The following is a 13,115-nucleotide window of genomic DNA, read 5'->3' as shown; positions in this document are numbered from 1 at the left end:
ATATGATGTTAGATCAACTCATGCAAAAACTTGAAGAGAAAAAAGAAAAAATGATAGAAATTCGCAGATATCTCCATCAACATCCTGAATTATCTTTTAAAGAAGAAAAAACGGCTCAATACATTGCTGATTTTTATAAAGATAAAAATGTAATGATACGGACAAATGTTGGCGGATACGGAGTGGTTGTGACAATCGAAGGCGGACTCGCAGGTAAAACGGTTGCCCTGCGTGCTGATTTTGATGGACTGCCAATTATGGAAGAGGCAGATGTCCCATTTAAATCGAGTAATCCAGGTGTTATGCATGCATGCGGCCATGATGGACATACTGCCTATTTAATGATCTTAGCCGAAGCATTGATCGAAATAAAAGACCAATTAAGGGGAAATGTTGTTATCTTGCATCAGCCTGCGGAAGAAACGCCTCCAGGTGGAGCAATTGCAATGATTGAAGATGGATGTTTAGAAGGTGTGGATAGTATTTTCGGCATTCACCTCATGTCCCTATCGGTGACCGGGGAAGTCTCTTATCGTGCTGGTGAAATGCAGGCTGGACGCTCGTATTTCAAAGTGAAAATCCAAGGAAAAGGCGGACATGGTTCGATGCCGCATACAAGCAATGACAGTATTGTCGCAGCAAGCCATTTTGTTGTAGCAGCACAGACGATCGTAAGTCGCCGAATCAATCCTTTTGATATGGCGACAGTAACGATTGGCTCGTTTGATGGAAAGGGATCATTTAATGTTATAAAGGACAGCGTGGAACTTGAGGGAGATGTCAGAACCATGTCCAGTGAAGTTCGTGCTAAAGTGGAAATTGAATTCAAGCGAATTTTAGCAGGGCTTGCTCAAGAGTTTGACATTACCTATGATTTAATATACTCACATGATTACCCAGTTTTAGTGAATGATAATGCCATGACAGAACTGGTTGTAAATGGGATTGAAAAGGCCGAAATTCCTGAAGTCAAAGCGTTAGTGGAAACACCTCCAATGTCTGGGTCAGAAGATTTTGCTTACTATTTGCAAAAGATTCCTGGCAGTATGTTTTATGTTGGAGCAAAGCCGGAGGATGGTCCAGTTTATCCTCACCATCATCCTAAGTTTGTTATTAATGAGGATAGCTTGATCATCGCAGCAAAAGCAATGGCAGCTGTAGTTGCAGAATATTTTGAGCAGAAGTAAACAAAGGGAAAAAAGGGACGGTTCTTATGCTTACGGCGTGGGAACCTTCTTCTTTAAGGAGTGATAACATGTCTTTTACCAATTTGAAAGAGTTAATTGAACTAGCAGAGCAGGAGAAAACAACCATTTCGGAATTGATGATCATAACAGAGGTGCATCAGAAAGGTTGTTCCAGGGAGACGATTATCGAAAAAATGTCGGAACAATTTACTGTAATGGAGGAGGCAGTCCGCAGAGGTACAAAGAGTCCAGTCATGTCGCGTACTGGTTTGACGGGAGGGGATGGAAACCGTCTTTATCAGTATGCCCAAAACGGGAATTCCTTTGTCAATCCGAGAACATTGAATGCTGCAGCAAATGCGCTCGCGGTATCGGAAGTAAATGCTGCAATGGGGCGGATTGTGGCGACGCCAACAGCTGGGTCAGCGGGAATCTTGCCAGCTGTCCTTGTTCACGCCCTTGACAGCGGGAAATTTACCCGAAAGCAGATTGTACAGTCAATATTCACTGCCTCTGCACTTGGCTTGGTTGTTGCAAATAAAGCTTCGATATCAGGGGCTGCCGGGGGGTGCCAAGCTGAAATCGGTTCTGCAACCGCAATGGCAGCAGGCACCCTAGTAGAGCTTGCCGGTGGAACACCAAAGCAGGTTGGAAATGCCGTCGGAATTGCTTTGAAAAATTCACTGGGGTTGGTATGTGACCCGGTTGCTGGACTGGTGGAAATCCCGTGCATCATCCGCAACGGTTTACATGCAATTACCGCCCAAGCTGCTGCAGATATGGCTTTAGCTGGGATATCTAGCGTCATCCCGCCTGATGAAGTGATTCATGTGATGCATGAAGTCGGACAGCAAATGCCCGAATCGTTGAGAGAAACCGGGATAGGCGGTCTCGCCGGAACTCCGACCGGGCAAAAATTAAAGAAGCAGATTCTAAGCGGAAAAACGAGTGGCAGTGGGCCGGCTAAATACCAAAGTGCGTATGAAATCATCGGTCCCGTAATGGTTGGTCCTTCGAGTTCTCATACAGCCGGAGCTGTCCGAATCGGGAATATTGCCCGCCAGCTATTAAACGAAAATCCATTGTATGTAACGTTCTCGCTGATGGGCTCTTTCGCCGAAACCTATCAAGGCCATGGAACAGATCTGGCTCTATTAGCCGGTGTTCTGGGGTTATCTACCATGGATGATGGCATTCCAAATGCCAAAAATATTGCTGAAGAAAATGGCCTACAATATGAATTCACGAAAAGGGTGCTTGGAAGCTATCATCCGAATACCGTCCTCGTGGAATTGTCAGGGGTCACACGTACTGTAAAGGTTTTGGCCAGCTCTTTAGGCGGTGGTAAAGTGGAGGTTCAGGAATTTGATGAATATCCATTTAAATTTTCAGGAGAACGGCCAACACTTGTGATTCGCCATTCCGACCAAAAAGGGGTTATTGCCGAATTATCGGATATTCTTTATCAAAACGGGTTCAATATAGCCCGAATGGCCAATGAACGTTCCAAAATCAATGGTGCTGCAATAACCATTTGTGAAATCGACAATACAATCGAAGACACTCTCCTATCCTTATTAAAAAGAGAGATTCCGATTATTGACGAAATTATCTTGGTTCAAACTAAGTAATTACCTAATAATTACCCTTTAAGCTCGCATCGTATTTCCGCTGATGCAAAAAAGCATGGTATTCGATTAAATTCAAAAAAAGGCATTCGGAATTAATTCGTTCCGAATGCTTTTTGTCTATAAACTTAAGCAAGCGAAAGGAAGGTTGTTTATTTTACATGAAAGTTTTTCTAATATGTTCCTCAGTTGTGTTTTTAGCGTAGGTGAAAGTACGAATTTAAGTTAATTCAATTAAAAAAAGTCGGCAATATTAAGTCGATTCCTGCGTAATACTCATGAGTTAAGACGGTAGTTTTTGCTGACAAATGGTAGTTTGTTATAGGATAATGGTGATATATTTGATGGGCAAATTATTAGTGGGAAAACTCCGAAAAGAAGGAAGTGCTAAGCGATGAATTTAGAGATGGTCATGCAGGAACTTGAAGCCCTTGGCAAGGAACGAACTAAAAAAATGTACATATCCAATGGTGCGCATGAGCCGCTTTTTGGAGTGGCTACAGGCGCTATGAAACCAATTGCAAAGAAAATAAAAATAAGTAACCGTTTAGCTGAAGAGCTTTATTCCACGGGGAACTACGATGCAATGTACTTTGCGGGCATTATTGCAGACCCAAAAGCCATGACTGAGTCGGATTATGATCGTTGGATGGATGCTGCGTATTTTTATATGCTGTCCGATTATGTAGTGGCCGTAACTTTAGCAGAGTCAGATATTGCACAAGAAGTTTCTGATAAATGGATCGCAAGCGGTGAAGATCTGAGAATGTCAGCGGGCTGGAGCTGCTACTGCTGGCTTTTAGGGAATCGGCTAGACGTTGAATTTTCAGAAAGTAAGATTTCCAATATGCTTGATAATGTGAAAAATACGATTCACGATTCGCCGGAACGAACGAAATCCGCTATGAATAATTTTCTATACACCGTGGGGATTTCATATTTGCCACTCCATGAAAAGGCAGTCGAGACTGCAAAGGCAATAGGAATAGTAGAAGTCAAACGGGACAAGAAAAAAAGCAGTTTTCTAAATGCTTACGAAAGTATTCAAAAAGAAGTCGATAAAGGAAGGCTTGGTTTTAAACGCAAATATGTAAGATGTTAAATAGCACTTTTTTATTAATTCCTTATCCGGAAGTTTTTGAACAGACGAGCCTGTATCCACCTTGGATCAGGCTTTTAAGTATATTTAGAAAATTAATCACGAGAGATATTACGTTTATAGACTTTGAATAAAAATCATGCTTGAATCTGCGTTTGTCTAGAATTCTTTTTGAAAATCACCTTCGCTTTAAAATGTGAGAACAAATAACAGCCTATAATCACAATACCACTACCAATTCCTTGTACCCAAGTCATTTTTTCACCTAATAATAGATAGGCTAAAACTGCAGTGAAAATAGGATTAAAATTCAAGAAAATACCTGATGTTGTTGCACCTAATTTTTGTACACCAATGTTCCAAAGTACCATACATGCTACAGTTGAGATAACGCCTGTATATAAAATAGATTGTATGAAAGAAGCATTTATATTAGACACTGTAAAATTAGAAAAATTAAACGGAAGAAGAACTATAAGTCCAAATATACCAGAATATAATGTAGACATCATGGGTGTTGTTGTTATCATTGCCCATTTGCTACAAACGGAATATATTCCCCAAACGCATACAGCAGCCATCATATATAAATCTCCTGTATTAAAACGTAATGAAAGGAATAGATCAATATTTCCTTTTGAAAGTACAAGTATTACGCCAATAAGCGAAAAAAACATAGAAAACATTTGTAGAATATTAATTCTTTCTTTTAAAAAGAAAAATGAAAAAACAGCAATTGATATCATGTTTAATGTGGATATTAATCCAACATTAGTGGCGGATGTTTTCTCTAATGCTGCAAATTGTAATAGATTAAATAGAGCCACACCAGTAATTCCCATCAAAAATAAAGGAAGGATTGCACTTCGAGGGGGAAATATCTTTCTTTCTTTCCACCATACAATTGGCAAAAGACAACTAATGGCAATAATCCACCTTAAACTCGTCAACGTCATCGGAGAAGCATGACCGACAAGCGATTTTCCTAAGACAAAGTTTCCACCCCATAATAAACTTGTTAAAAGTAATAACGAAAAATAATAATATTGCATATCTTTTTGCTCCTTTTCATCTTTCACAGTTTAAGTGAAAAAAGATCGAAGCCATTGTGCACAATGACATTTCAATTTTCATAATTAATTACTACTAATTTTAACATTTTAGTTCATTACTTTATATATTATTTTGTATAATAGAGGAAACTTAAAATAATATTAAAAAATATTGCTAATATACAGAATTAAATTAAGTTTCGTTATTGGGATGATACCGTTTTTGGAACAATTGTAAAAGGAGTGATTATAAGTGGAATCTATCGTAAGCAAGGTTCTGGATAATGTTGATATTCAAATTTTAGATTTACTACAAAAGGATGCACAGTTAAGCAATACTGAGCTTGCAAAGCGCGTCAAGTTATCTCCGCCAGCTATACATTCAAGGATAAAACGTTTGGAAAATGAAGGATTTATTAATGGACAAGTAGCAATTTTAAACCAGGAGAAGCTAGGTTTTGATTTATTATGTTTTATTTTTATGAGTACGGATATACATCAAGCTGAAAAACTGGAAGTTTTGGAGAAGGCATTAGCATCTATGTCAGAAGTATTAGAGTGCCATTGTTTAACAGGTGAGTATGATTATCTTTTAAAAGTGGCTAACAAAGATCGGAAGGAATTGGAAACATTTATTAGAAAGTTAAATAAACTAGGCATAACAAGAATTCAAACTAGCCTAGCTCTCAGAGAAATTAAATATTCAACAGTGTTGCCTATATGGGAAGAAAAGTCCCGTTCGTAAAAGTTACCTATTTTTAACTGTAAGTACAGTTTTAAAATACTTTTCGGACGATAATGATTTTGTATTCACTTTTACGAACGGTTTTTGATAGAACAAGAGAGAGAAAAATAGAAGATGGAATAAAAAAATGAAGTCCGTAAGTTTGGAAACATACAAGTCTACAGCAAGGATCAAAATGAAGGACAGCAACTTTCAGGCCATGAAATAAAAGGGGGGTGGATAAAAAAACTTATCAAAAAAATAGCCTTTGCTCAAAGAGAACAAAGGCCATTTATTCATCATCAAATTATATAAGTAGATATAAATCCATTTCTAAGTTGAACTATAAATCGATTATAATTCATTCATGAAAATATCTTTCTCTAATTTTACTTAAATTAAGTTATATACTTTACTAGATTGTAGAGCTATTTGTAGTGCACTTTTTTCTTCATTGTTTAAAGGGACCATTGGTAAGCGGACACCTCCAACATTTACCCCCCGCATATTTAATGCTGATTTTACCGGTGCTGGGCTTGGTGCAGTAAATAATGCTTTCATAATTGGAAGAAGTCTACGATGTGCAGTGGCAGCACCATGGACATCACCATTTTTAAAGCTATTGATCATTTCTTGCATTTCATTACCAATTATGTGTGAAGCAACCGAAACAACACCTGTTCCACCGATGGCTAAAACCGGTAATGTTAGCCCATCATCGCCGCTGTACAATGTAAAATCGCTAGCTGTTTTGCTTATGATTTGTGCCATGGCATCTAAGTCACCACTTGCTTCTTTTACTGCCACGATATTGTTGATTTTTGAGAGGCTAACAATCGTCTCTACTGACATGTTCACAACACTTCGTCCTGGGATATTATAAAGCATTACCGGTAAAGATGTTGAATGGGCAATGGCACTAAAGTGCTGAAATAATCCTTCTTGAGACGGCTTGTTATAGTATGGGGTAACGAGCATGATTCCGTCGACTCCTGCCGCCTCTGCCTGTTTTGTTAAGCTGATGGAAGCCTTCGTGTTATTTGAGCCAGTTCCAGCTATGACTGGAACTCTTCCATCAACAACTTCTACAACAATTTTGAATAAATCCACTTTCTCTTCTGCAGTTAATGTAGGAGACTCTCCAGTTGTACCAGCTATTACTAATCCATCAGAACCATTAGCAATTAAATAATTTACTAAAGTTCTCGTAGCATTGAAATCAACCTCATCATTATGATTAAACGGGGTAACCATTGCGGTTAAAACTTGGCCAAAATTCATAACTTCACACCCTTTTGTATAATTTTTATAAAAATTCAGAGGTGGTTAGGGCGATTCAGGAGTAAACGCAAAAAAGCAACAACGAGGATTCGCTGCTGCAGTAGAAACAATATTTATCAAAAAAATGTTTCCGCGCATAAGATAGCCCTCCATATAGTTTCCTATATGACAGTCCTGCATTTATTCAATAGCAGAACCAGCTTCAAGAACATGAGATTCTTTCCGCTTCGGCAAATTCCCCTTTCCACAAAAGTCATAGGATCTCATTCTCCTCAAAATGTGTACTAATGGTCTTTGCTCCTCTATCCTCACTTCAAAAAGTATGAAGTAAGAAAATATTTAATTGACTGTAATATAACAAGGAATCCTTCTTATTGCAAGGACAATTTTTTTATAAGGCTGTTTTCGCATACTTTGTTGCTATTCACCAAGTAATGCGGTGTGGTTGATTTCCCTTCCAATGCTCGCTTTCCGCGGGGCGGGCGGTGAGCCTCTCGGCGTGAACTCCTGTGGAGTCTCGCGCTTCCGCTCCAATCAACCTTAAATCGTTTCGTTTTAAAAACAACAATCTTTACGAAAAGAGCCTTTTATAATAACCTCTCTCCTTTCATTCTTCTGTAATTTACCATATGAAAATTGGTATTTCTATATAATATGGAATCATTTACCAAATGTATAAATATAACCATAATTCGGATGACTACGTAGTTAAGGGATAGTTCCCCATTCCCATCAAGCAAAGGCAAATCAATACCAAAAACGAGCCAAAAGTGTATGGAACGAATATTGGCCATAGGCCTTTATTGATTTATTAATATTTAAATTACACTGAACCTATATTTTATTAATAATGTAAAGTTACTATTTTAATTGGTAAAACACATAAAAATTTAAAAATAAGGAGGATATTTGTCTTTTTTCAAAATACTTACATAATTAAAGCGGCTAAACGATAAATAGGAGGAATTGATTTTGAAAGCGAAAAATAAATTTGCTGCAATGTTGACAGTTGTAACGGTAGGATTAACAACTTCTTTATCAAGTGTACAAGTATTCTCGGAATCTTCAAATTCTGATAATAAACGTAAACCGGAGCTCGTTTTTCCTGTAATCAGTGATGTACATATAGATGATGGATCATCTGCTGATATGAACAAGTTTAGAACAGCCATGGATCAATTAAACAAAGCTGCGCCTAAACAGGATGCTTTTGTTGTCGTTGGGGATTTAACGGACTATGGATACGCTACTGAGTATGATAAGTTCTTCTCCATTTATAATGAAAAGAAACAAGGCGATGTCCAATCCATGTTTACAATGGGAAACCATGATTATTGGAATGGACTTTCAGTAGAAAAAGCACAAGATCGTTTTCTCGAGAAAACAGGAATGGATTCTCTTTACTATCATAAAAAAGTAAATGGATATGATTTTATTACGTTAAGTCCGGAAAATGGGAATACGCATGGTTTGTATTCTGTTAATCAAATTAACTGGCTTGGCGAAAAGTTAGCTGCAGCAGAAAAAGAGAATCCGGACCAACCAATCTTTGTTTTTCTTCATCAACACATTAAAGACACTGTGTATGGAAGTGACTTATGGGGAACTCAGGAAAATAAAGAACTTTTATATGATACCTTAAAGAAACATCCACAGGTTATTACATTTTCAGGCCATTCTCATTATCCACTTGAAGACCCTAGAACGATTCATCAAAAAGACTTTACGTCAGTTGGCACGTCTTCTGTAAGTTATTTGGAATTAGAGCCGGGCAAACTTCAAGGGTTTCATCCAGAAGGATATCGGGATATTAGTCAAGGTATGATTGTAGAAGTTTATAATAATGAAGTTGTCATTAAAAAACGTGACTTTCATAAAGACGATTGGGCAGGAAAACCATGGGTAATCAAAAATCCTTCTAAAAAAAATAACTTTAAATATACAGACGATCGAGATCAGTTACCACCGGTTTTTGCAGTTAAAGACAAGGCTTCGATTGTAAAAGAAAAATCGACACTAAAAAGTTTAAATGTTACATTTCCACAAGCAAAAGATAACATGCTCGTACATTCATATCACATTACAGCCAAAAATAAGGAAACTGGGGAGTTAGACGCAGACTTCATCGCATTTTCTGAATTCTATATTGATCCTGTTCCAAAGAATTTAGAGTTCCCTGTAGCTGGTCTTAAGCCAGGTACGGATTATGAAATTAAGGTACAAGCACTAGATTCATTTAACAATAGCAGTAAAAAGGGGTTACTGGCTGAAGGTCAGACAAAAGCCCTGGAAGTGGTCTCAGCACAAGCTTCCCCTCCTTTAGTAACCTCAGGTGAATCGACTACACTTCAAGTGAAGATGAAAAATTATGGAAATGGCAGTGTGAAAGGGAAAATTAAAGTTGCTGCTCCTGAAGATTGGAGTGTGGAGCACACCGAACTTGAGTATGAGCTTTCAGGAACTGAAGAAAAAACGTTGGCAATAAAAGCTACACCTAGTAAGGAAAGTTCCGATTCATCACAATTCACGATTACAGCTTACGAAGGCGGCCAAAAAATTGGCTCCAAGAATATAAATGTATTCGTAAACATGATGCTTGGAGAAAGTTTTGACCTATTAGAGTCTGCATTAAAGCCAGCAGTGAATGAAAACATTCCAAGTTCCATTCTCGGTTGGAGCCATACAGCTCCTAACGGCTGGTCGGTTACAAATGGCTCAAATATGCCAACTGGTACAGAGGAGTGGCAAGGTTGGAGTTTCACAACAAAGGACTTTTGGACAAAAGCAGAAGACCAAGATCGTAACAAATTTGAGCTTGGGCAAGGTGTTATAGCTGTAGCGGATCCTGATGAATGGGATGATAACGGTTCACCATCATCAAAGGGCTTTTTTGATAGTACATTAACTTCACCTTCTGTAAAAGTTGATGGTGCAAAAGATCTATACTTAGGATTTGCATCCCATTATAAACAAGAAGGAACGCAAACAGCTGAAGTGACTGCTGTCTTTGATAATGGGGAAAAACAACAAGTTCTCGTTTATGACAATAAAGCTGATTCCGATAATAAAAATGGATATGTTTTGAATAAGTATGAAGTTAAATCGATTAAGGTTCCTGAAGGTGCTTCTTCGATGAAAATACAATGGAGAATGCATAATGCTAAAAATAATTGGTTTTGGTCGATTGACGATATTAGATTGGATGACCAACTGATCGTTTCACCAAATGTATGAAAGAACAGGTGAACTTTTTAAAAAATTTGTATTAGTAAAAAGCGGACTTTCCTTATGAGGTAAGTTCGCTTTTTCTTTGTTTATCACTCATTTATTTCGTATCTTTGTTAAGATAATACATCAAAATGGAGATATAGTTATTAATTTAAATAACATTGAAGGGCAACTTTATTTAACTCCTGGATAATTTATAAACCATTCCATTATTATAAAAGGTAAGATGAAAAACCAATATTTTAACAAAAAACTAGCTAGCCGAGACCACAGAGAAGCTTGCGGCGAGGAGGCTTGGCGGACAGTCGCGGAAAGGGAGCGGATTTCTGAAAACAACAGGAACGTTTTTTAAATAAAGGCTGTTTTCGCATACTTTGTTGCTATTTACCAAATAATGCGGTGTGGTTGATTTCCCCTCCAAGATGCTCGCTTTCCACGGGGCGGGCGGTGAGCCTCCTCGGCGTGAACGCCTGTGGGGTCTCACCTGTCCCGCTCTCCCGCAGGAGTCCCGCACTTGCGTTCCAATCAACCTTAAATCGTTTCGTTTTTAAAACAACAATCTTTACTAAAAGAGCCTAAATAAAAAAACTGTAGACCGACAATTGAATAGGATTTTTTTTCTATGTATTTTAGAAAATTTTAAGATTTGTGTGATATGTTTTTTTTAGTTCTAAGAAAAATTATCGTGGGAAACATTTTTCATGCAAGAACAGCAGATAAACGGTGAACTTTTCTATAAAAGAGTAAAAGAGAGATCGATATGGGGTGAAAATATTTGTCAATTAAAATGAGATTTCTGTTGTCCTACGTTGGCGTAATTCTTATTTCTATCACTTTATTTTTAGCAGCTGGATTTTTACTTATTTTTGCAATAACAGGTGATATAAAATCGATAGAGCATTTATACAAAAAATCTTATCTCCAAAAACCTTTGACTGCAGTAGAAGAAAGTGTGTTTCTCGATTTAAAGCTTTTGGCAAAAAATAATCCAGAGCAGCTTCTGAACGAAGAACAGCTGAAGAAGATTGAACATAGAGATATTAAGATTGTCGTTAGAAAAGGTAATAACATAGAGTATACGTCCCCCACACTTGATAAGCTAGGCTTGGTTCAATCACTTCCCATGTTCGAAGAGACGAACATCAATACGCGGGACACAATCAGAATGAAAGACTCCTTTTTCACATATGTGAAGTTTGATTTTTATTTTTCGGATAAAAGTGAAGGAAGTGTTTTTGTATTGAGAAAGGCAAGTTCCTATGCCGAGCTGACTCGCGAGTCATTTCCCATTTTATTCGCGCTATTGTTATTACTGCTTGTAATGATTATTGGACTTTTGAATTATTTAGTTTCAAGAAGCATCATCAAACCTATCTCAGTACTTAAAGAAGGCGCAGAGCGTATAAAATCAGGAGATTTAAACTTTGAAATCAAAGCGACTTCGAATGATGAAATCGGACAATTGAATAGGGAGTTTGAGGAAATGAGAAAAAAGTTAAAAGAGTCCGTAAACCTTCAGCTTCAGTATGAGGAAAATCGCAAAGAACTTCTTTCCAATATTTCTCATGATTTAAAGACACCGATCACTTCGATTATGGGATATGTTGAGGGGATAAAAGACGGAGTAGCAAACACCCCGCAGAAAATGGACAAGTACTTATCGACTGTATACCTAAAAGCAAGGGATATGGATTCATTGATAGATGAATTGTTTTTATTTTCCAAGCTGGATTTAAAAAAAGAACCTTTCACTTTTGAATCGGTCAGACTAGATAAATATTTAAAAGACTACGTAGATGAACTTCAACTGGATTTACTTCAACAAGGAATCCAGATTGAACTTCAACAGCTGCATAAACCGATATACGTGACAGCGGATAGAGAGAAACTAAAACGTGTATTGGCCAACCTAATCAGTAATTGTGTAAAGTATATGAATAAAGAGGAAAAACACATTTCCATTTCACTGCATGAAGGATTGTATGATGTGGTAGTACAAGTAACTGATAATGGCTATGGAATAGAGTCTTCTGCTTTGCCTTATATTTTTAACCGCTTTTATCGTGCTGAGCAATCTAGAAATTCTCTGACAGGTGGAAGTGGTTTAGGACTTGCGATCGCAAAAAAAATTATCGGCGAACATGGAGGAGATATTTGGGCCACTAGCGAGATAGGAAAAGGTACAAGTGTCTTCTTTTCCATAAAGAAAGGTGAGGAAAAGTGAAAAAGATATTACTTATTGAAGACGAAGTCAGTATTGCTGAATTACAAAGGGATTATTTGGAAATAAATGATTTTAGTGTCGATATTCAACATACTGGTGATGCAGGTCTCCGACAGGCCCTTCAAGGAAATTATCATTTAATCATTTTGGACATCATGCTTCCAGGATTGAATGGATTTGAGATATGCAAACAAATACGTGCTGTCCATAATATTCCGATATTGTTTGTATCCGCCAAAAAGGAAGATATTGATAAAATTCGTGGGCTTGGTTTAGGGGCAGATGATTATATTACAAAGCCCTTTAGTCCAAGTGAACTAGTTGCAAGAGTAAAAGCGCATTTAGCGCGTTATGAACGTTTATCAGGAAGTCACCCCAAATCCAATTCAATCTATGTTCATGGCATTTCAATAGATAAGTCTGCACGTCGAGTTCACATAAACGGAGAGATGGTCCCGTTTACAACAAAGGAATTCGATACTCTAGTGTTTTTTGTCATGCATCCGAATCAAGTATTAAGCAAAGAACAGCTTTATGAAAATATTTGGGGATTGGAATCGGCTGCAGATGTTTCGACTGTCACCGTCCATATCAGGAAACTACGTGAAAAAATTGAAAGGGATCCCGCACATCCTAAATTTTTGGAAACCGTTTGGGGAGCAGGGTATCGCTTTAATGTTTAAATAGTATGG

At 37.6% G+C, this 13,115-nt stretch carries 9 protein-coding genes and 1 riboswitch; of the genes, 7 read left to right on the top strand and 2 right to left on the bottom strand.

The genetic code is table 11. From position 1 onward, the window contains the following. The first annotated feature begins 5 nt into the window (after positions 1 to 5). From BW986_RS19155 to BW986_RS19145, 3 genes are all read left to right on the top strand, one after another. On the top strand, positions 6 to 1,187 hold the full coding sequence (locus BW986_RS19155; protein WP_076369714.1) for an amidohydrolase: 1,182 nt from the start codon (positions 6 to 8) through the stop codon (positions 1,185 to 1,187). Positions 1,188 to 1,255: 68 nt separating this feature from the next. Further along, complete coding sequence (sdaAA, locus tag BW986_RS31265; RefSeq protein WP_076369712.1) at positions 1,256 to 2,818, top strand: L-serine ammonia-lyase, iron-sulfur-dependent, subunit alpha; 1,563 nt, start codon at positions 1,256 to 1,258, stop codon at positions 2,816 to 2,818. A gap of 391 nt (positions 2,819 to 3,209) precedes the next feature. Then, a complete protein-coding gene (locus BW986_RS19145) occupies positions 3,210 to 3,917 on the top strand; it encodes a DNA alkylation repair protein (RefSeq protein ID WP_076369710.1) in 708 nt (235 codons plus the stop codon). 134 nt (positions 3,918 to 4,051) lie between these two features. On the opposite strand, the gene BW986_RS19140 is transcribed toward BW986_RS19145, so the two are convergent. Beyond that, entirely contained in the window at positions 4,052 to 4,966 is a 915-nt protein-coding gene (locus BW986_RS19140) for a DMT family transporter (RefSeq protein WP_076369708.1), read from the bottom strand. A 253-nt stretch (positions 4,967 to 5,219) separates the two neighbouring features. On the opposite strand from BW986_RS19140, the gene BW986_RS19135 reads away from it, so the two are divergent. After that, a complete protein-coding gene (locus BW986_RS19135; RefSeq protein ID WP_076369706.1) occupies positions 5,220 to 5,711 on the top strand; it encodes an Lrp/AsnC family transcriptional regulator in 492 nt (163 codons plus the stop codon). 372 nt (positions 5,712 to 6,083) lie between these two features. Here the strand turns inward: BW986_RS19135 and dapA are convergent, their stop codons facing one another. Next, positions 6,084 to 6,971 carry a 4-hydroxy-tetrahydrodipicolinate synthase gene (gene dapA / locus BW986_RS19130; protein WP_076369704.1) on the bottom strand — a complete coding sequence of 296 codons (888 nt, stop codon included), beginning with the start codon at positions 6,969 to 6,971 and terminating at the stop codon, positions 6,084 to 6,086. 134 nt (positions 6,972 to 7,105) lie between these two features. Next, a riboswitch (Lysine riboswitch) is annotated at positions 7,106 to 7,284 on the bottom strand. A gap of 659 nt (positions 7,285 to 7,943) precedes the next feature. On the opposite strand from dapA, the gene BW986_RS19125 reads away from it, so the two are divergent. The 3 genes from BW986_RS19125 to BW986_RS19115 all read left to right on the top strand — a co-directional run bounded on the left by BW986_RS19125 (position 7,944) and on the right by BW986_RS19115 (position 13,106). Further along, positions 7,944 to 10,205 carry a metallophosphoesterase gene (locus BW986_RS19125; RefSeq protein WP_076369702.1) on the top strand — a complete coding sequence of 754 codons (2,262 nt, stop codon included), beginning with the start codon at positions 7,944 to 7,946 and terminating at the stop codon, positions 10,203 to 10,205. A 769-nt stretch (positions 10,206 to 10,974) separates the two neighbouring features. Beyond that, complete coding sequence (locus BW986_RS19120; RefSeq protein WP_076369700.1) at positions 10,975 to 12,423, top strand: sensor histidine kinase; 1,449 nt, start codon at positions 10,975 to 10,977, stop codon at positions 12,421 to 12,423. After that, positions 12,420 to 13,106, top strand: a complete 687-nt coding sequence (locus tag BW986_RS19115; RefSeq protein ID WP_076369698.1) for a response regulator transcription factor — start codon at positions 12,420 to 12,422, stop codon at positions 13,104 to 13,106. Before BW986_RS19120 ends, BW986_RS19115 begins: the two co-directional genes overlap by 4 nt. The last annotated feature ends 9 nt before the right edge of the window (positions 13,107 to 13,115 follow it).

Origin of the sequence: Peribacillus simplex (assembly GCF_900156045.1) — a bacterium.
GTDB classification, from domain to species: Bacteria; Bacillota; Bacilli; order Bacillales; family DSM-1321; genus Peribacillus; species Peribacillus simplex_D.
The sequence above is the reverse complement of the archived record's forward strand: the minus strand, read 5'-3'. Positions and strand labels throughout refer to the sequence as shown.